The following is a 20,678-nucleotide window of genomic DNA, read 5'->3' as shown; positions in this document are numbered from 1 at the left end:
ATCTACTCACATTTCTACACAACTCGAGCAGCACTTCCGTATCTAAATGTAGGTAGTTCGATAATAAATACAACTTCTGTTGTGACGTATATAGGGAACAAACAATTGATTGATTATACAGCGACTAAAGGAGCTATTGTTGGTTTCACCCGTGCATTGGCAAATAATCTTGTAGACAAAGGTATCCGGGTAAACGCGGTTGCTCCTGGAAGGGTATGGACACCCCTCATACCAGCAAGTTTCTCTGCGGACCAGGTTACGCTTGTTGAAAACCCAATGCAGCGTCAAGGTCAGCCATTTGAACTTGCCCCTACTTATGTTTATCTTGCTTCAGACGATTCGCGTTTTGTAACTGGTCAAACACTTCATGTTAACGGAGGGGAATGGACGTCATCCTAATTAATTTTAGTTAAAACTTCAAGTGAAATAAAGCTCAAGCGAAAACAATAAAGATTGTTGGAAATCTTCATTTGACTATTCTGCTACAAGGTGCCACCCTAACTTATTAGCCGTTTTCTTTCCCTTTCAAAGGTTATACGTTTGAACGTTTATGTCTTATAGTTCTGATGACTCAAGCTATATGTTAGGGTAAATCTTGCCTCCAAATGGTGGTTCGATGTTTAAGTTCATAATATTATTTGAAGCCCTTAAGTTGAGAAAATATGCATTTAATTCAGTGTTTCTGGATGCAAAAGCTGAAATCGGTGAGGGGCCGAGTTGGAATTTACTTAGGAAAGTATAACCTCGATGATTGCAAGTGGTCGAAGATTAAAGGTGAAAAAGGGATCGTGGTCCTGCAGGTAGGAACTTGATGTTGAATACCGATGAGATATTCTGGTGGTCTAGTACGTCTTTCGGGAACGTCCGGTAACACGACTATAGACGGAACTCTCGGCGTGACAGGGGAGGACATGATTGGCATTGTAAACGCAGGGACGGTTAGCTCGTCCGAGAACGTTCACTTCAGCTGGAGAATTTATAAGCAAAAGGTGGCCGATTTAACAAATCACAACATGCTTCTAGAAGCTGGTTGATGGAATTGCAAAAGGGAGATGCCTGAGATAAACGCCAAAAGTGATTAAAGAGGAAAGTTCAACGCCGAATAGGCGTTTTTTTATGTCAAAAAGAGGCCCTTGAGGCCTCTTCAAGATAATTAGTCTTTAGTTTCCCGACGGCGTAATCCAAGTAAACCGGCTAAACCAATTAGGCCAATCCAGCCCCAATCTGTATCATCATCGTTACCTGTTGCAACGTTTCTGACGTCTTCATTGACGTCATTGCCCATATTGACGGCACCGTTATTTCCATTGTCGTTATTTGTGTTAGCCAGTACGGAACCACTGAAAATCATTGTGGCTAAGGAAAAAGAACAAATTAGATAAATCACTTTTTTATGCATGGATTATCCCTCCTGAATTTTAAATTCAGGGTTATCTTTTCACAAGTAAAAGGAAATATTCATTACATTTCTAGAAAAATATTTGGGGTGGAAAAATAGGAAAGAATTTTTTAAGGTTAGGTCATAATAGAGGCCGCCGCTTTCATAAGTGCGCCTCTTACTTATTTTTTAGGAAGATTAACTTTCGATGTTTTACATCGATTTAAGGAGGTCAAGTATGAATATGTTATTCGTGAAGAGTTTAATAAGTTGGATTATAAAATGGATGAATTGGAGAAAGAGTAAACTCAAACCATGCAAAGAGTCCAGCATGCTGAGCAGAAGTTGGACATAATTGAAAGTAATTCTACGTGTGGATCCTGCGCCTAATCCTAGGGAATTTATTTTGGGGGGCATTTTAAGTTTGGTATTCAAATCACCTAAACAGGTGACATCTTTAGGAGGGTTGTTATAGGTAAAATGATATCATGAAAAACCCGTCCCTTCTATTCGGAAAAGATAACGGGCGTCCATCGTTGGCCCCCCTGTTTTTATTTAAGATGATGTTTATCGGCTATTTTTATGGCATTATCCGAGCGTGAATTGGAACGTCAAATTCAAACGAATGTCGCTTATCGTTGGTTTTTGAACCGTCCAATGCGTCTTCAAAGATACCGACATCTTTCAGGAGGTCTTCGATGAAATCGTGCTTCAGGCGATGAACCACAGTATGGTTCCGTTAAGAGTGCTCTTTACCGTCTCTGCTCTCTTGAAAGCTAATGCCAATAAGAAGAAATTCTCCAAACAAGATATCCATGCAGAAACGGTGGATTATATCGATGAACTCAATGAAGCTGCCTTGGAGGATCGGGAGAACCACGGAAAAAAAACTCTCAAAGAAAAGAAAGGGGTGAAGAAAACTAAGGAAGTAAAAGTCAGTGATACCGATCCAGAAAGCGGTTATTTATATCGGGAAAATAAGACGGAGGTTCTTTATCTGGACCACTGTACGACGGTTTTGAAGTACAACATTATTACGGATGTTCACGTGCCACCTGGAAATACCCATAATTCCAAGCCCTACTTAAACCGCTTGGATCTCCAAGTGAACGATTCGACTTTCCTGTGGAAGCAAGAAAAAGCTTGTAGAAAAACACGAGGTTTCTCTACAAGCTGCAAACATTTCAATTAAATGGAGGATGTGTGTTTAAAACATTGATTGTATAGCTGTAAGTAAAATATCCATTGTGTATTCCGTAGACGAAACTGTAACTCCCCTTCAGTGGAATTCTACTAGGGCATCGAGACTTTTGGCTGATTATACATGTACATCATCCGTAGAATCTATCATATGATGCTGTGCGAGCTCCAAAACTACTAGTGCTTGATTCTTCTGCACTCACAATAGTTGAAAAGGTGCTAAAGTGGAAACAAGGGGGCGGTTCTACGGCTTCCGACAAGAGGCATAATAATCCCCCTCTTTTTATTTCTTTAAATTCGAGGCTTCAGGGAAAAAGGGCGATACTGCATCATGCCTATCGCTATTATGCTGACGGAGCAGATTAGAAAAGCATGATGCCTAACCCCCATTCTGCTAAAGTGGTAATGGACGGGGGGCAGGCACAGACCCCAAAGTCTCGCCTTTCCATTCAGGATAAAGAGGAGTGAACTAATCCTGCATCTTTCTAATAACAGCCCTTCCTTCTTCCCTGATAAATACATAAGGTATGACAAGGTGTACATTTCATTAAAACGGAAGGTCGATTTTTCCTAAGAGAAGAGGTTGAAATGTAACCCTCATTAATTAGGAAGTGAGGTGAGCGGTGTGAGTAATAAAGAAATCAAACATGCATCAGAGAAATTGATTGATATGCTGGTAGGGACGACACTGAAACGTCACAATGCTGAAATTGATGGAACAAGTCTTGAGGAAGAAGAAAAAGAACAACTAAGGAAGATTGTAGAGGACCTCAAGCAAAGTGTGGAAGCTCTTAATAAAACAACGAAAGAGAAATAGTTTTATTTTGGGGAAAGTGGTTGTTAGCCTTCGCAAAAAGGGCCTTTCCCACATATACAAATGGTATAGCCATTAGAGAGGAGGGGATATCATGGGAGTAATGTATTCCAATGGGAGACCTGTCTATAATACTGGTAAAAAAACCTGTAAGCCAAAGTGGAACGCTTTAGATCCTAAAATGTGTCATCCATTTGATCAGAATGATACGCAGGATGCAAATCAGGAGATCAAAAACTACCAACAGTCTTTTGAATCGATTTTCATTAAAGATTCCTGTGACGTTGAAGTGACGACTACGGATACTCAAGCAGCTCTGAATGTTCAAGTTGGACTACAGGCTGCAATTGCGTTAATTATAAGCGTATCGATTGCAGACAGTAGTAAGGCGGATTTGGTAACACAGGATCTTTTTGAGAAGATTAAATCCAGCCAGGTGAATCAACAGCAGACGTATATTGAAAATTCACGTGGAGTCAAAGTGTCAACTACAGATACTGATATAGCGGTTAACGCTCAGGTGCTATTGCAGGTGCTTTTAGCTCTAATTGCTAGGCTGGATATTCTTTAATCTGAAAAATGAAAACAAGGGGAGTGTCATGAGGCACTCCCTGCTTTTATTTATATAGAATAAGTATCTTTGAAACACCTGGACTGATTTCTTGTGCTTCAGTCTCATGGAACTCTCACAATAAACTAATTCCTAAAAATTCCCTTAATCCAATCAGCACGTCTTTTCCCTTCTGATTGCGATACACAAACCTCTTTTATGCCCATCCGAATGGACAACCTTTTCCAAGCTTACTTCACTGGTAGTCGTATCCCAGGTAAAAACAGGGAGTGGGGATGGATGTTAGTGAAAGAAATTTACAGAAGAAAAATGCTGGCTAGCTGGAAAACATGGCTTTTTCCTACGGGTATGAAATACTGGTGCTGGAAACGTACAATGAGTAGGAAAGTGCCATCCATCCTTCCAATCGATCATCTGCTTTCGTAATCACTCCTGTCGCATCATCAGTTAATAATCGATAAAACCGAAGTTTTCTAAAAATCCAGTTAGGAGGAGTTCCCTAGCCTCATCCTCCCTGTTGATGAAACGGTTTTAGAGCTAGGAGCAGGTAAAGGGGCCCTAACGACCGTTTTAAACCAGAAAGCCAAAAGGGTTTTAGCGGTGGAGTTGATGATTAACCCGTCAGCATCGTTCCAAAGAGGTATTATGGTAATGGGAAAAGGTGCTGCAAAGAGGTTCATAGCGAAATATATGAAGGATTCCTACGTGTTAGTATGGAGGAAGTGGTTTGATATTCAGTATGTAAAAGGTATTTCTAAATTAATTTCCAGCGACGAAAGTGGACTCTGCCATGGTTAAAATTAAAAGGATGAAGAAATCTTGAAAAGAGGGAAGCTAAAGCATTTAAGGGGTTAGCGGAGTACCTGAAGTATCCAAAGGCTAAAGCCAATAATGTATTGAGAGGAATCTTTACCCCCCCTCAAATGAAACGCTTAAGAAAGAATTTAAAATTAAATCATAAAACAACTATAAACTCCTTGACAGAATAACAATCGAGTATAGTTTTTAGAACAATGGTTCAATATGTCCAATGTCATACTGCAGATTGATCGTCTAGCTGTCCATCAATTTGATCGAATAGGAATCGTCGGAAAAAATGGGAGGAAAGAGCACATTGTTAAAATTGCTTGCAGGTTCGTGCAGCCTACGAATGGAGGGGGCGATCGACCGACACGCAGACTTCGGCTATTTTGAACAGGTGGAAGGTCCAAGTGTTAACGAAGCTGACCCTAAGCTGTTAGGAAAGTGGCACGTACCTAAACATTCGGAGGCCGTTAGTGGAGGGGAAGAGACGAGGATGAAACTCGCTCAACTTTTTACGCATTATTACGAGTGTCTATTGATTGATGACCCGACGACCCATTTGGATTAGGATGGCACCTCGTTTTTACTGGAGGAGCTTCGGTATTATTATGGAGCATTAATGATGATCAAGCCACGACCGCGCTGTACTCGATGAACTTGTGGCCACCATATGGGAAATAAATGATGCAACAAAACCAGGCTCATGAACAATACTTGAAAGAGAAGACACGTCTTGAGAAAGCAGCTTAAGAAAAATGAATAAAGCAAAGAAGTTCGCGGACCATGCTTCCATAGCAAAGAAAAAATCTAAGGCAAAAGCGAATCGCATGTTTGAAAATATCCGCTTATGAAGGAACTATTTTATTTATAACCCATGATAAGAAATTTATAGAAAATGTAGCTGATTTAGAATTTCAGATATCTGGAAAGGAATTTAGGGAAAAGATTTAAGACATTAGCAAACCAACAAGGACTCCTTGGTGGTTTTTTGCCACTTTTAATTATTTGTTTCCTCATTAACAATCTCTATACGCTTATTTATGAAGTCCCATTTCGACTGGATACCAATCATCATTTATAGGGATTAATGGACAATAAAAAACCTTATCATATTCCAATTTTTTAAAGGTATAATTAGTTTCACTCAAATAAGTTATAATTTAAGTATATGGTGGCATGATGTGCTAATATCTTAACCCCGGATATGAAAGGTTTTTGTAATCTTATAAAATAGTCTTGACTGATTTTTTCAAATAATAGTGGTAAGAAAAAGCCTCTAAGTAGTTCAAGGTTGTCTATTGAGAGGTTTTTTAGGGGTAGATAATAAAACGTAAGTAGTCTATTCCTCTAGTTTCATCAAAAAAGCGTGCATGAGAATTTCATGCACGCTTCTTCTACGATTAGTCTTCGTGATCGCATCTTACAGCGTCATTCACTTCTTTTTGAGTAGCCATCAATGGTGTTGTAGGCTCCAAGCAAGTAATGCTGCAGAAACAGTCAAGGTCTACTGTGATACAAACACCTGTAGAACGAAGGTTTCTTACACTACCACCCGGGAAATAGTCGCAAACACGGTTTCTCTTTCCGGATGGACCAGGTTGTGAACCGCCTTGAGTAACTGGAATCAAAAGTTCAAGTTTGACACAGTCTTTCTTTCCATCTACAAATTTTTTCGCTTTGAAAATCGGTGATTCCAAACATTCCAGAGCAAAGTTTGGAGACATACCTAGTTGACGTCGAACCACTGAACTTCCGATAAAAGGCTTGCAATCTTTACAGTACAAAATGAATGGAACTATTGTTGGGCCATTACCATTACCATTTCCTGTCGGTGAGAGCAATTCACGAATAGAACGCTCACAACTTACGTCACAGCAGTTGTCGCGGCTCGCCACCTCATCTTGTGCTTTAATGATTTCATCGAGGACTTCTCGGACGCAATTTCCTTTTCCTTTTGAATGACATGAGCTCATCCATATCTCTCCTTTATTTTTTAATTCCTTATCATTCTATGTTGTTTTATAACTGTTGCTTGTATAGAAGTCTATTCTCTAGCGAACCTTCAAGGTTTCTAAGAAAAATAGACGAACAGTATATGGGGAACTGCCAATGCTTTCACCTTCATATGCATGATTTATATTACTTATAATTATTATAGGTGTAGGTTCATAGTCAACCACACCCCATGATAATTTCCCTACGGTTGATGCAAGAAATAACTGGTATTTTTTATGCCAAAAAACTCATTAAAAGGAGAAAACTTTAATTAATAGACGGAGGAATAGTTATAATGAGCAAAACACTAATCAATGGATTATGAGATATGTGAAGCCAAGGGAAAAAGGATACCATCTTCAACCATAGGAGAGTTTTTTCCAAAGAACTGAATAATAAAGTCTAATAAAAACAGTTCAAAGTTCAATTAATCTTGAAACCGATCCTTAAATAATCGGGGTCTGAAATCAAATAATTAAATACAAACAATAAGGATTAGTAAAAGGAGAAGGCGATGGTAAAAAGAAAACTTTTAACAGCTTTAATCACTCTAATAGTTTCAGTTCCTTTATATAGTTTTATTTCTAAAGGGCCTGTATCTGATTACGTCGGTTTTTTTCTCTTTATTTTAACTATTGCAGTTTTATGCGGGACACTTTTATCAATTTTCATTGGCTACCTTGAAAATAAGATCAATTTTCATAGCTTTTCATTACGGTTCATTCTACATATTATTATAGCCTTACTGTTAACTGCTATCTTTGTTGAAAATAGTTACTTCCAGATAACCTTTTATTTAGCTTTACCAGTTGCTGTTGGTTATTTCGTAATTGATGAAGTGTTAAGAACTAAACTGAATAGTACGATATAATTTAGGAGGCGATTGCTCAATAGAGTATTTGTCTTTGTACAAATGCATAGCTGTATTTAGCTTTTTAACTAATTTGAGCATTTTAGAGAATGGGTAATATTTTAAATATCTTGGAGGTTCATTAATGGAGGTTGTAGGAATAAGTGAAATTTCCCAGGCTAAAGTAATTGCGTTTCTTAAGAAGCATTGGGGTAGTACAGAAATGGTTATTTCTTCTGGAATTTATGATTGTAGTAAATTGAATGGGTATGCGGTATTAGATAATAACACGGAAGTTATTGGTTTAATTACTTACATAATTACCAACAACGAATGCGAAATTATTTCATTAGATAGTATAGAAGAAAATAAAGGGGTAGGGACTTCTCTTATACAAGCAGTAGAGGGATTTGCATTAGAGAATGAATGTAAATACATAAACCTTATAGCCACTAATGATAATTTGTTAGCGCTTAAGTTTTACCAAAAGCGAGGCTATGTTTTAGCAAGGATATTTAGAAATGCAGTTGAAGAAGCAAGGAAGTTGAAACCTGAAATTCCCTTGGAAGGTAACGATGGTATTCCTATCAGAGACGAAATAAAGTTGGAAAAGTTTTTAGGCTAACTGGCACGTTAGTTTAAAGTTCTAGTAAGTTTTAACTAAGCTTTTCGGGGGTGAACATTTATTCAACAGTGTAATTATTGCAAGGCTCGTTTTAGTTGGGCTAAAGTTTTTGTTTCACTAAATGTAGCATACAAACCAATTAAATGTAATGTATGTGGTTCAGAGCATAGAATTACTACTTTTTCTAGATTGTTTCTATCTTTATTTATAGTGGTACCTATTGGTATTTTTACTTATTTCGTTAATATAAAATCCTCTCTCTCAATCTCTAATGCCATAATAATAATGATTGTTTACAGTGTGATCTTTATTTTACTACTTCCTTTCTTAGTGAAATATAGATCTGTAGAATAAGTGGCCTTACAAAGGTACCAATTACATGAATTGATGAGTATCTTAAGGATTAGGGGCTTATCTGTAGTAAAGCTAAGCCTCTTTTTTATGAGTTTTTTATCCGATTTGAAATCATTGGTAGTTGCAATAGTTCACTTAAATGATGGATAAGATTATTTTGAAAATTTATTGTTGTTAGAGAGGGTGCATTAATAGTTTTTATGGCTGTTTGGTTCCCAAATATAGTAGTTCAAACCTCTAATCCATTTGTGGATGTGGCCTTTTACTATAGCTCCGGCTGGTATCGTATTTGCAAGCGGAATTTTTGGTGAATAGCACTTAATATTATTATGCTGTTTAGATTTTTATCTTATTGTTTGCCGGATATTTTATTAATACATAACTGACGGAACACCATAAAATCTATTGGGTGTTAAATTTATTTAATCTTGATTATTTAGCTAGGGGAGGCTTAACCGACTCAAAATATGCCTCTTTTAACTGTTTGAAGTAAATATTGAATAAAATTAATTACCTATTTTTAGGGAAATGTTTTTATGCGAATGCGGAGGTGGACAAATGATTAAAAAATACAGCAAATGGTCTGTTATATTAAGCGTTATATGTGCTGCGACCATTTTTATGTCCTACGAGATTGCACCGACAAATCCTGAAGGTGCGATGAAAATTCTGATACAAGTATTTTTTATTACTGCTATAATCATTGGTTTACTTAGCCTTATATTTAGTTTTTTAGGGTTTAAAAACAAAGAGAGAGGATTTTTAAAGCTGGTAGCACCTATAATTGTAGTATTAGTTTTATTGGCATTCCTTTTCTCATTTGTTCTGATGGTACTCAGCTTTTTATAAGAATATCTTAAAATCGAGTCTCCTTTAATCTGCCTGGTGAATGTGATTCGATTACGTTCAAGATATGGACTTTTATGTCGTAGCAGTGTCGGGAGGAACGGATGCCACCAGTGTGAAAGTTTTTTTCTCTTTACACTATAAAATTTAAAGTCCATTCCTTTTTTCACATAACGGGAAATAGGTTCATAAAATACATCATAAATTATAAAGGAACGAAGCCTATGGAGGATATATGCCTAAAAGCACCTCAGGTATTTGATTGGATTTCGAAAGAATCAAATTTCAGTTATGTTTTAAATTATCAGATTGCTGCATGAATACTGACCGTATTTGTAATACGTTTAAAGTTTCTTGGTCTACAGGAGCAAAAAGGTTATGGACCAATCAAAGCTTTAACATTATAAACACCGGTACAATCACAGTAAGTCTCAGTCAGGGTGGTGGGAAGCTAGACGTTCTTTTAAATGGAAATCATACCTTCTCAGTTACCCAGGGGGAAATAAGAAGTCAAACATTCGAGGATTTACAATCTCTAGAAGTGAGATGTGCTGATGAAGCAGGGATATGTAGGGGAGAATACCATCTAAGTTTACATCAAAAGCATGCAGTGCCTTTTACTTTTAAAGAAGACACTTTAGAATGCTACTTAGTGGATTCCAGTGGGGAAAAATTAGAAAGGGATATTTGATATTTGTTATTTAGAGTGTTCTGAAGTACATCAACGAAATGGACGGCTGGTAGAAGAGTTTCTAATGCCAGATGGTGAAACTATTGAACTCCAAAGGGTGGTTCTGCGAAAAGAAGGCTGGGTCGTTATTAAGTTGCAACAGAATAATGAAGAAGTATGCAAAGAGATCCTTCCTTTTTCTTTTACAGAACAGTTTTTTTATGCGCACCTGAAGGAACCAGAATTGAGTGTGAAATCACGAGCTTTAGCTGTATACCGGTGGTTCATCATAAAAAATCTTGCTGTGAAATCTGTATAATAGCCTAGGCCAAAGTATCCAAAGTGTACTTGACACTACTTTTAGTGTACAAGGGAACTTTTGTACTCCAAGAAGCTTAGTAATGAACAAAAGAAAGGGGAGCTGTATTTAATTATCAATTTACCAATGCTGCATTTCTAATTCTTAACTTCCCCTTCTATCCCAAACCACTCTAACTGAAAATGTTGAGAATGATTACATACTGTCACCAACTGATGTTTAGCGTCTTCTTAGCCTTAAGATAAACGAATCAGCGTTAATGCAGCTCCCGTGGCTCCTCCTCCTACTAAGACAACAGTGGCTATTAATCCGAAAAACTGAAGGGAAATGTTGTCCCCTGCATTTAAAAATAAAATAAGGTCATTGTTATAATCTGAGGTAGAAATAGCAGGGGATAAAATCGATCCAGGTATAGGTGAACCATTTCTAACCAACCTTGTTCTCCCTAAAAGTCCTAAAGTTGTATTAATTTGATAAGTAATGTAATATAGTCCACTTACCGGTACTGTGAATGTATTATTAGCTCCATTAACAGTAAAACCATCTAAATCTTGATTGTTAGGGAGAGGTATATTTGTCCCTCCTAAGACTACAAGTATAGTACTTCCGGAAGTGTTTGATGCATACATAGAGTTATTGGTTACCCCTCCACCACCTGGATCAGAGGAGTCGTCACAAAATGGGATTTGCGCACACATATATCTATTCTTCCTTTCTATCAGGTATGGGGAGATTCATTTAAAGGTACTAACCATTAGAACTTATAATTTATGGAAAAAGAAACTTTGACATTTGAAGAGCCGGTACCAGCCCCAACTATTCCAATTGAATTGATGTCATTAAGGGTGATGGATCTACACTCTCCAGCAGCTAGCACAAAATCCCCAATTGCCTCACCATTCACATAAAGTGCTGCTGTCGGGGAAGTGTCAGTTATCCCATTATTTTCAATCATTATGGTTCCATTGATTACAAAGTCTGTCACGTCCTCCCATACAGTAACTGGAATCCCACCAGTGTCTTCTAAAGAAATCGTGCAACATACAGCATCATTGACACAACAGTATGTATTGTTAATACAACTTCCTAATTGAGCCATATTTGCTCCTCCAAACCAATTTTTCATTCACCACATAATATGCTTAATTTATATAGATTGATTGGACAGTTGCTTTTATGTACCAACAATTGTAAATATGAGAACGAAGAAGTAAATTGAAGAATTCCTGAATTTGAATTAAAATAACTGGAATTGTATATGTGGTCATCAAAAAGTATACTATCATTAACTGCTTAAACCACTGAAAGAGCTACAAAAGTTCAGAAAACTAATGAGAAGCCTAAAAGGGCTTTAGTCATTTTTACAATCACGAGCGATTACAAATCGTAGTAATCATAAATAGCCCCAGAAACAGATTTCTTTCGTTTCCTTTTTTAATCTGTGATAATTACATACACGCTTAAAAAAGGAGGCAGAACAATGACAAACCAAAGAACAACGAAACCTTTATTTGAAACTTTTACTAGTGATAAATTAAATCTTCCAAACCGTACCGTAATGGCACCGATGACACGCGGGTTTTCACCTGGGAACGTTCCTGATGAGGAAGTGGCGGCGTATTACCGCAGACGGGCTGAGAATGAAGTCGGGTTGATTATTACAGAAGGAACGGGGATTGACCACCCGGCTTCTGTATCTGGTGCGAATATTCCTGTGTTTCATGGCGAGAAGGCGTTGAAAGGCTGGGCGAATGTTGTGAGAGAAGTACATGAGGCCGGCGGTAAAATCGCCCCGCAGCTGTGGCACGTAGGAATGACTCGCAGCAAAGGGGATCTTCCAAATGAAGAGGCATGGCCGGTGGGGCCATCAGGCCTAAGTTTGGATGGGGAGAAAATAAACGAACCATCATCTACAGAAGAAGTAGAGGCGCTGGTGGAATCCTACGCTAAAGCAGCAGCGGATGCAAAGCGCCTCGGCTTTGATGCTATTGAAATCCATGGTGCTCATGGTTACTTGATCGACCAGTTCTTCTGGGGAAACACCAATAAACGCACCGACAGATATGGCGGCGATTTCGTTAAGCGCACACAGTTTGCCGTGGAAATCGTAGAAGCGTGCCGCCGAGAAGTTGGGGGAGATTTCCCAATCATTTTCCGTTTCTCCCAATGGAAGATGAATGACTTCCAAGCGAAATTGGTCAACACTCCTGAAGAGTTGGAACGCTTCTTACAGCCGCTTGTTGAAGCAGGCGTTGATATTTTCCATTGCTCGACTCGTAGATTCTGGGAGCCGGAGTTTGAGGGCTCTGACTTAAATCTTGCAGGCTGGACGAAGAAACTGTCAGGAAAACCGGTTATTTCCGTCGGTTCTGTAGGGCTTGATGGTGTCTTTACGGACTTCAGTGGTGCCGGTACAACGAGTCTTGACGGTTTAATGGAAAAACTTGATCGTGATGAATTCGACCTTATTGCCATTGGCCGTTCGTTATTAATGGATCCTGAATGGGTAAAGAAAGTCCATGAAGGTAGAATGGATGATCTGTTAGCCTTTAATAAAGAAGCGCTACACAAATTATATTAATGATAAAGTTCGAAGACAGGCGTCCTTATTTCAGGACGTCTGTTTTTTTGTCATTTGCAAAAACCCCGGGATGCATTAGATTTTATGTTTTTTCCCCATGGAAGTTATATGTTATTTTGGTACAATATCCCTGTAATCTTTAACCAAATTGTTGTTGCTTCTATCATTTGTACTGTGTGATTGCTGGGCCTCGCACACGTACTCATTTTTCCAATTAAACCTTGAAAAAGAGAGGGGTGGCTTTGTTATAGGTTAATTTTGTTAAGTATAATCCTAATTCAACTGAGAGGGGGATTCGATGTATAAAGTATTGGCATATGTACTAGCGATTAGTCTAGTTGTTATTGCAGCAGGTGCCTATGTGATAAATGATTATTTGTTTTCAGAAACGACCTCCTCGGCACAGGAGGAGGTTAACCAAGAAGAAGAAATAGAGAATATGAGAAAGAATGGCGGTTTGGTTTCATCTGAAGAACAAGAAAAATTCAAAGAAGAAGGGTTGAACCCGTTCGGTGATAATGTTTCAAAAGACGATCTCATGTTAAAGAATATATTCATGGGATGAGTCACCAAAAAGTTAGAGCTGCTGAAAAGTGGGGATTCTATGAAATGACCGATGAAAGAATCAACTGGCTTAGAAGTGCAGTTCAAACGAATAATGATCTAATGGATGCAAAATTGTATAAGGAAATATTAAATAAGTGGAGTAAGCGAGATTTCACCACGATAGATGTAGACCACAATCGTTGGAGATTAGAAAGAGGAACGGTAGGTAAAGCTAATGGGGTGTTAACTCCAGAAGAGGAAAAAGAGTTTATAGAAAAAAATCGATAAGATCTGCCAACAGCGGGCTTATCTGCTTTCTTTTTACTTAGTAATAAATAGTTCAAAATAAGCAATTTGGCCAAGGAGATAGCCTTTGGACTGAAGTATACATAGTAGAACCATGTTTAGATTCGATAATTCATTTTATTTTTAAGAATAACTCCCTCCGAAATTTTAAGAGGGAGTTATTATATGTATTTCAATTAGATTATCCAGAAATTAATTTTCGGTGTTCACATCTGCCATCTTATTAATAATGAAGTTTATGGTATCAATTGTTTTTTGCTAGGAAGCATTCTGTTCTGCGAATTCAATGGAACTATTATAGCTGGAAAACTTATAGATTATATGTCCTATAAACACTCCAGATATCCCTAGCAAGATTAGGGTTAAAAAAAGAAGCAGGGCTTGTAAAGGTTCCGATACATATCTACCAAGACTAGCTAGATTCACAACTACTATTGATCCAAATACTACAGTTCCAAGTACGATTTTAATCAAAGACTGGATAGGTACCATTGGGGTAGATAAACTAAGCTTTAGGATTACGCCTAACCATGGTCATCTATATGGCCGTTCTTCCTGAACCGGCAAGTCATCCCAGAAAGAAACCTCTTTCTCATTGATTGTTCCGTCTGCAATTGCTCTTGCTGTCGCATCCATGGCGATAACGGCTTGCTTCGTCAGGTAACCATTACTTTTTTGGCCTAATACTTCGAAATCGTTGGCATTATCGGCAGTGCCTCGGATCTCGAGTAAAAGGGTAGAAATATCGTAGTCATGGGCAAGTCCATAAACACTGATACCGTTATCGTAAGCGGAACCTTTCCCTGCGTAGTTTGCCAGGTGTCCCCAGCCTTTTGGTTCGATGGCATCATAGACAACAGCACCTAACTGTTTGGAACCTTGTAACACCTCAGGGTCTGTGTGGTCAGGATGTGATGGGAAAATAGCACCAGAAACATATTTTCCGTCTTTTACCCATTGGGCTCCTTGATGGTGAAGGTCGATCATGTAATCTATATCGTATTTTTCCAATACATTGTTATGAAGTGCCTGTGTTTCTGGCTGTGTTTTCGCATCATGGTCACGATTTAAATCTATCCCCTTCGCATTCAGGCGTGTCAGATGACGATCACCGCTTGCTGCGTAATTTTCTAACTCGTAATTCACATCTCCCATGGCCCCGTCAGCATTATACATAGGGATGATCAGGATATTTACATCATCAAAGAGCCCTTTTGACTTCCCTGTACCAAGTTGCTTGATGAAATCCAAAGAACCTTCCGTTGTCAATGCTTCATCACCATGTTGTTGAGTGATATATAGGATAGTCGGGTTGGCCGGGTTTTGCATATATTTCACCAAATGTATATCCCGTCCTTTGACGGTTTCGCCAATGACCTCTAATTCCATATTAGACTGCTTTTTTTCCTGTGTTTTAAGGAAATCTACCATTTCGCTGTATGTATGGAGGATAGAGGTGTTGATCGTCTCATGTCCCTGATAGTCCGGGCCGTTTCCTGCTGCTTGAACAAGAGGAATGTCAGCAAAAACTCCTCCGGCTAGTACGGTGCCTGTTAAGGCTATGGTTACTAGTTTTTTCATAAAAATGCCTCCTTTATTTACTACTTTCGACAAAAAATAGCTATGTTCCTTTTATAAAAGAGGAATCAAAAATTTTGGGAAACAAATGGTGAGGTATTCATACATACCCAAATAGATTAACCATATTGCTGCTCTTTTTTGATTCACTTTAGGGCGTTAAGAGCGACCTTGGCAGCCTGCGCAATTAGCGCATCATCATATTTGGCCTCTTCCGTATAATGACGGGACATAATTGAAATAATGATTGGTTCTCTGTTTGGCGGCCAAACAACGGCAATGTCATTTCTCGTTCCATAACTTCCGGCCCCACTCTTATCGCCAACTTTCCATCCTTCAGGTGCGCCCGCACGAATCAGTGTATCTCCTGTCGCATTTCCCTGCAGCCAATTCGTGAACCGTTCACGCTCATCATCCGAAAGTAAGTCACCGACTGCGAATGCCTGAAGGTCAGTGGTAAGAGCTTTTGGTGTGCTGGTGTCACGATTATCTCCTGGGGTGAATTCATTCAAATCTGGTTCGTATCGTTCGGACTGGGTAGTGTTATCGCCGATTTGTCTTAAGGCTTGCTCAAATCCATCAGGACCTCCTAGTACCTTAAATAAGAGGTTCCCTGCGGTATTGTCACTGGTCCGGACCGCCGCTTCAGCAAGTTCCAAAAGGTTCATCCCTGTGTCCACGTGTTTCTCGGTTATCGGAGAATAGGAAACCAAATCATCCTCGGTATAAGTAATGACTTCCTTAAGCTCATTCATAGTCGACTGCTGTAACACGATAGCAGCCGCCAATGCCTTGTAGGTGGATGCAAAAGCGAAACGTTCCTCAGGTCGATATCCGAAGGTCTGATTTGAGCCAGTATCAATCGCATAGACACCGAGCCGAGCATTATACTCATTCTCGAGTTGAGAAAATTTTCCACTTGCATTTGTTGTTTTTCCCACTTCGTTTTCCTCTTTAGATGAAACATTGGTTGAATTGGTCGAATCAAAACAGGCAGCAAGTGTAATCAATACGAGCAACGACATAAACATTTTAACCTGACGCATGCTGAATTTGGATTCATAGATTTTTTTCAAATAGATAACCTCTTTCCATTTTTGATCATCGAAAATTGCACTAGCTTCTTTGGTTTAAAAGTGGTAAGTCTGTAGATTTATTGGCCGTTTGCTATGTCTTATCTCAGAGAACATATCAAAATTACTTTCCTTTTTAAATTTACCAATTTTTTGATTACATCAGTAGTGTTCTATTATAAATCTTTTGATTCAAATGGCAGAGGTACACTTTGTTAAATTGTACCTTACCTCTATCTACTATAACACTCTCAATAATTTAAATAACCATGAAGGTGTTCGTCGATTATCAAAAGCCTGGTAGATTAAAGTTACCTGGAATCCAAGTTTTCAATAGACGGGGGCTTTCAGCACATTTTAATCAGGTAATAAATTTGGATAAAAAGTTTCCCGGTAAGGGGCATTAGTTTAGAATGAACACCTTCAAGATATCTCGGATTCGAGCCTTAAATACACATGGGAATTATTCCCTATTTCGTGAAATACTCTGTAAACCAAGCGTAAAGAATTCTTAAGATTAACTTTAGCCATTTACGAGAATAGGATAGGAAGGAATATATCTTTTAAACCTCCGGAGGTGGCTTTCTATGAAAGGGATCATATTAGCAGGCGGAAACGGCACTCGATTGTCTCCAAGTACCAATAGTATGAATAAACATTTGTTAGCCGTTTATGACAAGCCGATGATTTACTATCCTTTATCGATGCTGATGCTGGCGGGTATCAAGAAAATCATGATTATTAGCTCACCAGAAGATTTGCCGAGGTTCAAACAATTGTTAGGGGATGGAACGTCCCTTGGGATTTCGCTACATTTTAAAGTTCAAGAAGAACCGAGAGGGATTCCAGACGCTTTCATAGTTGCGGAGGATTTCATCGGAGAGGATAGTGTCACATTAATCCTAGGCGATAATATTTTCTACGGGCAAGGTTTGACGGACATATTAAGAAAAGCAGTGAAAAATCATTCTGGAGCAACAGTATTCGGCTACCGTGTAAAAGATCCAAAACGCTTTGGAGTCGTTGAATTTGATGATAACCAAAAAGTAGTTTCGTTAGAGGAGAAGCCGGAGGAGCCCAAATCAGATTTTGCTGTAACTGGCTTGTATATCTATGACAACAAAGTGATCAATATAGCGAAGAAACTTCAGTTTTCCGATCGTGCGGAGTTAGAAATAACCGATGTGAACAAAAAATATTTAGAGAATGACAGGCTTGATGTGGAACTGCTTGGCAGAGGATTTGCCTGGCTGGATGCAGGGACTCATGATGCTTTATTTGAAGCTTCGGAGTTCATTAAAAACATTGAACAGCGTCAAGGGTTTAAGGTTGCTTGCATTGAAGAAATTGCCTATTACATGGGATACCTCCCAAAGGAGAAACTGCTTGAAATCGGTGAATCGATGGGAAATAACGATTATGGAAAATATTTAATCGATATCTCCAGCCGTAAGCACGTAGAGCAGTACTGGGGTGTATCAGATCACCATCCGTCATTGAGGGTGGTCGAAAATGAATAAACCAAAAGTTCTTTTAGTTACCGGAGGATTAGGGTTTATCGGTTCACATTTTATCCATTACTACTTAAATAAATATCCAGAACGAAAAATTGTAAACATGGACAAGCTGACTTACGCGGGGGATACTGACAATCTAGCAGACGTCCAATCAAAGGATAACTATTTCTGGATTCACGGGGATATCGCGGATCAAGCAACGGTCACCCAAGTATTCAAGGATTTTGATATTCAAGGTGTACTCCATTTTGCAGCTGAATCCCATGTGGATAAGTCCATAGAAGATGCGCTGCCATTCATCACTTCAAATGTGCTTGGTACAGGTGTTTTACTTGAAGCTGCCAGAAAAGATTGGCAGGAAAAAGGAGAAATCTCTAAGCGTAGGTTTCATTTAATTTCAACAGATGAAGTCTATGGAACGTTAGGAGAAAAGGGAAAGTTCACCGAGGAAAGCCCTTATAACCCGCGTAATCCTTATAGCGCAACAAAGGCGAGTGCGAACATGCTTGTGAAAAGCTACTACACTACCTATGGGATGAATGTAGTTTTATCCAGCAGCTCCAATAACTATGGACCTAGACAGCATAAGGAAAAACTCATTCCAACGATCATTAGAAAAGCCTTATCTTTAGAGTCCATCCCTATTTATGGCGATGGGTCCAATGTAAGAGACTGGCTTTATGTTGAAGACCACTGCAAAGCCATAGATATGGTCTACCATCGCGGGAAAGTGTCGGAACTTTATAACGTAGGTGGAGGCAATGAAAAAACGAATCTCAAACTTACCCGTATGATTTGTTCTACGCTTGACCAGCTTGTTTCTACCGTATTAGAAGGAAGTGATTACAGGAGTTTCGATGATCTTATTACCTTTGTGGATGATCGACCTGGCCATGATTTAAGGTATTCGGTTGATGACGCGAAACTTAGAGGGGAGCTAAGATGGAAACCAGACGTTAGCCTTGAGGAAGGACTTGCAAAAACAATAGATTGGTATATCACTAATAAGTATGAGGTATTGCAATGATTTCTGTAGTCGTGCCTGTCTACGGCTGCCGCACGTGTTTAGACGAACTTTGCAGCCGCATAACCCGAACGATTGAGAGTATCCCCAGTGATTATGAGATTTTGTTAATTAATGACCATAGCCCTGATCAAGCTTGGGATAAAATCCAAAAAATCTGTGAAGAAAATCCTCAAGTGAGGGGATTTGATCTTTCCAGAAATTTTGGTCAGCACCATGCGATTACGGCAGGACTTGATCACACAAAAGGAGACTGGGTGGTCGTTATGGATTGTGACCTTCAAGATCAACCGGAGGAAATCAAGCGATTATATGAAAAAGCCCAGGAAGGATATGAGGTCGTATTTGGAGCAAGAGAAGTCAGGAAAGATAGGGTTTTCAAAAGGTTATCTTCTAAACTGTTTTACAAAGTTTATGATTATCTGACTGATCGGACATCTGATTATACAATCGCTAATTTTAGTATCTGCTCAAGCGGTGTGATTGAGAGTTTTCGAGATATGAGAGAGCAAAACCGCTTGTTTCCCCTTTTTATCAAATGGATGGGTTATAAATCTACAACGATCCCTGTTGAACATGCGAGCAGGTCAGAAGGGAAATCCTCTTACAACCTTAAGAAAATGATATCGTTAGCGACAGATGTAATCATTTCACAGTCGAACAAACCTTTGCGTTTATCCATTCAGTTCGGTTTTTTAATGTCATTAGGGTCATTTATCTATGGTTTATACTTATTTTTTCGTTATTTTTTCTTAGCACAGCCTGTCCAAGGATGGACGAGTGTAATGGTGTCTATCTATTTTATCGGCGGTATTATCTTCTTTAATTTCGGGATCATCGGATTATATTTAGGAAAAGTTTTTAATGAAACGAAGGGGCGTCCATTATACATTATTCGCGAGCGGACGGATGTAAAGCATGAAGAGAGGGTTCACAATGGCAGCTAATCATTATCTTAAGAAAACACCATGGGATAAACGAACGTTCAACATCGAGACATATGAAGTGGTTTCAGAAGAGGAAGGAGCATTAAAAGAGACGGAGAATCGGAAAGGGCATTTTACGCTTAAAGCGGATCCTCATTCTCCTAAGGGGCTCTTGGAAGCCTATGGTTTTTACTATGTAGATACACTGCTTCAACCTGAGTGTAAAGCAGTAAGGCTGAAGTCTTTTGAGAAAGAGGGGATCATCATAACTAAGGAAGGTGATCTTGATTCTATCTTGATAATAGCAGATGAAGCCTTCGCTCATGGACGTTTTCATCGAGATCAAAACGTGCCTTCCCCACTTGCAGACTTACGCTATGTCCGTTGGCTGAAGGATTTATTTCATCAAGACCAGGTGTACTTTTTGTATTATCAGAAAGAGCTGGCTGGATTTATCGGCTACGAAGGAAATAAAATTCTGTTGATGGGTGTAAGTGAGACCTACAGAGGAGCAGGGTTGAGTAAACCGTTTCTTTACACAGCGTGCAGACAGTTAATATCAGAGGGACATGACAAGCTGATCACTTCGATTTCCGCCATCAATCAAGCCTCCCTTAATCTTTTTTATTCCCTGGGCTTCAGGGTTAGAGGAGCCGTGGATGTTTACCACAAATTTAATGATGAAATTGAAGAGGAGTAGA

The 20,678-nt window shown here is 38.9% G+C and carries 25 protein-coding genes and 2 pseudogenes; 21 read left to right on the top strand and 6 right to left on the bottom strand.

Annotated elements, in window-relative coordinates:
• Both BLW54_RS15475 and BLW54_RS20495 read left to right on the top strand, forming a co-directional pair.
• A partial coding sequence (locus tag BLW54_RS15475) for an SDR family oxidoreductase (RefSeq protein ID WP_139254202.1) occupies positions 1-399 on the top strand: 399 nt, incomplete at its 5' end.
• A 425-nt stretch (positions 400-824) separates the two neighbouring features.
• Entirely contained in the window at positions 825-1,034 is a 210-nt protein-coding gene (locus tag BLW54_RS20495; protein WP_139254201.1) for a hypothetical protein, read from the top strand.
• Between the two features lie 119 nt (positions 1,035-1,153).
• Here BLW54_RS20495 and BLW54_RS15470 read toward each other — a convergent pair whose 3' ends face one another.
• A complete protein-coding gene (locus BLW54_RS15470) occupies positions 1,154-1,399 on the bottom strand; it encodes a WGxxGxxG family protein (RefSeq protein ID WP_074735681.1) in 246 nt (81 codons plus the stop codon).
• 471 nt (positions 1,400-1,870) lie between these two features.
• Between BLW54_RS15470 and BLW54_RS15465 the strand changes: the two are divergent.
• The 6 genes and pseudogenes from BLW54_RS15465 to BLW54_RS21250 all read left to right on the top strand — a co-directional run.
• Positions 1,871-2,512: pseudogene (locus BLW54_RS15465) on the top strand (transposase); the annotation flags it as partial.
• A 691-nt stretch (positions 2,513-3,203) separates the two neighbouring features.
• On the top strand, positions 3,204-3,395 hold the full coding sequence (locus BLW54_RS15460; RefSeq protein WP_139254199.1) for a hypothetical protein: 192 nt from the start codon (positions 3,204-3,206) through the stop codon (positions 3,393-3,395).
• Positions 3,396-3,495: 100 nt separating this feature from the next.
• Complete coding sequence (locus BLW54_RS15455) at positions 3,496-3,963, top strand: spore coat protein (protein WP_074735698.1); 468 nt, start codon at positions 3,496-3,498, stop codon at positions 3,961-3,963.
• Positions 3,964-4,242: 279 nt separating this feature from the next.
• Positions 4,243-4,389 carry a hypothetical protein gene (locus BLW54_RS20775; RefSeq protein ID WP_167358827.1) on the top strand — a complete coding sequence of 49 codons (147 nt, stop codon included), beginning with the start codon at positions 4,243-4,245 and terminating at the stop codon, positions 4,387-4,389.
• A gap of 84 nt (positions 4,390-4,473) precedes the next feature.
• A pseudogene (locus BLW54_RS21015) lies at positions 4,474-4,949 on the top strand (class I SAM-dependent methyltransferase); the annotation flags it as partial.
• Between the two features lie 128 nt (positions 4,950-5,077).
• Positions 5,078-5,335 carry a P-loop NTPase family protein gene (locus tag BLW54_RS21250; protein ID WP_074735675.1) on the top strand — a complete coding sequence of 86 codons (258 nt, stop codon included), beginning with the start codon at positions 5,078-5,080 and terminating at the stop codon, positions 5,333-5,335.
• Between the two features lie 832 nt (positions 5,336-6,167).
• Here the strand turns inward: BLW54_RS21250 and BLW54_RS15440 are convergent.
• Entirely contained in the window at positions 6,168-6,740 is a 573-nt protein-coding gene (locus BLW54_RS15440) for a CotY/CotZ family spore coat protein (protein WP_074735671.1), read from the bottom strand.
• A 536-nt stretch (positions 6,741-7,276) separates the two neighbouring features.
• Here BLW54_RS15440 and BLW54_RS15435 point away from each other — a divergent pair.
• The 6 genes from BLW54_RS15435 to BLW54_RS15410 all read left to right on the top strand — a co-directional run bounded on the left by BLW54_RS15435 (position 7,277) and on the right by BLW54_RS15410 (position 10,426).
• Positions 7,277-7,633, top strand: coding sequence for a hypothetical protein (locus BLW54_RS15435; protein ID WP_074735669.1), 357 nt, complete (start codon positions 7,277-7,279; stop codon positions 7,631-7,633).
• 124 nt (positions 7,634-7,757) lie between these two features.
• On the top strand, positions 7,758-8,237 hold the full coding sequence (locus BLW54_RS15430; protein ID WP_074735667.1) for a GNAT family N-acetyltransferase: 480 nt from the start codon (positions 7,758-7,760) through the stop codon (positions 8,235-8,237).
• Between the two features lie 60 nt (positions 8,238-8,297).
• Positions 8,298-8,591, top strand: coding sequence for a TIGR04104 family putative zinc finger protein (locus tag BLW54_RS21330; protein ID WP_083391552.1), 294 nt, complete (start codon positions 8,298-8,300; stop codon positions 8,589-8,591).
• A 558-nt stretch (positions 8,592-9,149) separates the two neighbouring features.
• Positions 9,150-9,440: a hypothetical protein gene (locus tag BLW54_RS15420; protein WP_074735665.1), complete on the top strand. Its 291-nt coding sequence runs from the start codon at positions 9,150-9,152 to the stop codon at positions 9,438-9,440.
• A 259-nt stretch (positions 9,441-9,699) separates the two neighbouring features.
• Positions 9,700-10,128 carry an S-Ena type endospore appendage gene (locus BLW54_RS15415; RefSeq protein ID WP_074735663.1) on the top strand — a complete coding sequence of 143 codons (429 nt, stop codon included), beginning with the start codon at positions 9,700-9,702 and terminating at the stop codon, positions 10,126-10,128.
• Between the two features lie 64 nt (positions 10,129-10,192).
• Complete coding sequence (locus BLW54_RS15410; RefSeq protein ID WP_074735661.1) at positions 10,193-10,426, top strand: hypothetical protein; 234 nt, start codon at positions 10,193-10,195, stop codon at positions 10,424-10,426.
• Positions 10,427-10,662: 236 nt separating this feature from the next.
• On the opposite strand, the gene BLW54_RS15405 is transcribed toward BLW54_RS15410, so the two are convergent.
• Positions 10,663-11,124, bottom strand: a complete 462-nt coding sequence (locus BLW54_RS15405) for a BclA C-terminal domain-containing protein (RefSeq protein WP_074735659.1) — start codon at positions 11,122-11,124, stop codon at positions 10,663-10,665.
• A gap of 56 nt (positions 11,125-11,180) precedes the next feature.
• Positions 11,181-11,525: a DUF3992 domain-containing protein gene (locus tag BLW54_RS15400; RefSeq protein ID WP_074735657.1), complete on the bottom strand. Its 345-nt coding sequence runs from the start codon at positions 11,523-11,525 to the stop codon at positions 11,181-11,183.
• Positions 11,526-11,906: 381 nt separating this feature from the next.
• Between BLW54_RS15400 and BLW54_RS15395 the strand changes: the two genes are divergently transcribed.
• The 3 genes from BLW54_RS15395 to BLW54_RS15385 all read left to right on the top strand — a co-directional run bounded on the left by BLW54_RS15395 (position 11,907) and on the right by BLW54_RS15385 (position 13,841).
• On the top strand, positions 11,907-13,007 hold the full coding sequence (locus BLW54_RS15395; protein WP_074735655.1) for an NADH:flavin oxidoreductase: 1,101 nt from the start codon (positions 11,907-11,909) through the stop codon (positions 13,005-13,007).
• Positions 13,008-13,305: 298 nt separating this feature from the next.
• Entirely contained in the window at positions 13,306-13,572 is a 267-nt protein-coding gene (locus BLW54_RS15390) for a hypothetical protein (protein ID WP_074735653.1), read from the top strand.
• Positions 13,569-13,841 carry a DUF6241 domain-containing protein gene (locus BLW54_RS15385; RefSeq protein ID WP_074735651.1) on the top strand — a complete coding sequence of 91 codons (273 nt, stop codon included), beginning with the start codon at positions 13,569-13,571 and terminating at the stop codon, positions 13,839-13,841. The genes BLW54_RS15390 and BLW54_RS15385 overlap by 4 nt, the downstream gene beginning before the upstream one ends.
• A gap of 552 nt (positions 13,842-14,393) precedes the next feature.
• Here BLW54_RS15385 and BLW54_RS15380 read toward each other — a convergent pair.
• The gene (locus tag BLW54_RS15380) at positions 14,394-15,440 is read right to left on the bottom strand and encodes a M14 family zinc carboxypeptidase (RefSeq protein WP_074735649.1); all 1,047 of its coding nucleotides are present in this window, start codon (positions 15,438-15,440) and stop codon (positions 14,394-14,396) included.
• A 143-nt stretch (positions 15,441-15,583) separates the two neighbouring features.
• Positions 15,584-16,483 carry a class A beta-lactamase gene (bla, locus tag BLW54_RS15375; protein WP_074735697.1) on the bottom strand — a complete coding sequence of 300 codons (900 nt, stop codon included), beginning with the start codon at positions 16,481-16,483 and terminating at the stop codon, positions 15,584-15,586.
• A 614-nt stretch (positions 16,484-17,097) separates the two neighbouring features.
• On the opposite strand from bla, the gene rfbA reads away from it, so the two are divergent.
• Genes rfbA through BLW54_RS15355 form a run of 4 tightly spaced genes read left to right on the top strand, consistent with a single transcriptional unit; the run spans position 17,098 to position 20,677 of the window.
• Entirely contained in the window at positions 17,098-18,030 is a 933-nt protein-coding gene (rfbA, locus tag BLW54_RS15370) for a glucose-1-phosphate thymidylyltransferase RfbA (protein ID WP_074735647.1), read from the top strand.
• Entirely contained in the window at positions 18,023-19,054 is a 1,032-nt protein-coding gene (gene rfbB, locus BLW54_RS15365) for a dTDP-glucose 4,6-dehydratase (RefSeq protein WP_074735645.1), read from the top strand. Before rfbA ends, rfbB begins: the two co-directional genes overlap by 8 nt.
• The gene (locus BLW54_RS15360) at positions 19,051-19,998 is read left to right on the top strand and encodes a glycosyltransferase family 2 protein (RefSeq protein WP_074735643.1); all 948 of its coding nucleotides are present in this window, start codon (positions 19,051-19,053) and stop codon (positions 19,996-19,998) included. Before rfbB ends, BLW54_RS15360 begins: the two co-directional genes overlap by 4 nt.
• Positions 19,988-20,677 (top strand): GNAT family N-acetyltransferase, encoded by a 690-nt coding sequence (locus tag BLW54_RS15355; protein WP_074735642.1) that lies wholly within the window; start codon positions 19,988-19,990, stop codon positions 20,675-20,677. Before BLW54_RS15360 ends, BLW54_RS15355 begins: the two co-directional genes overlap by 11 nt.
• The last annotated feature ends 1 nt before the right edge of the window (position 20,678 follow it).

Origin of the sequence: Halobacillus karajensis, assembly GCF_900108515.1 — a bacterium.
Classification (GTDB): domain Bacteria; phylum Bacillota; class Bacilli; order Bacillales; family Halobacillaceae; genus Halobacillus; species Halobacillus karajensis.
Note: the sequence above shows the minus strand (reverse complement) of the source record. Positions and strands in the feature narration are given on the sequence as shown.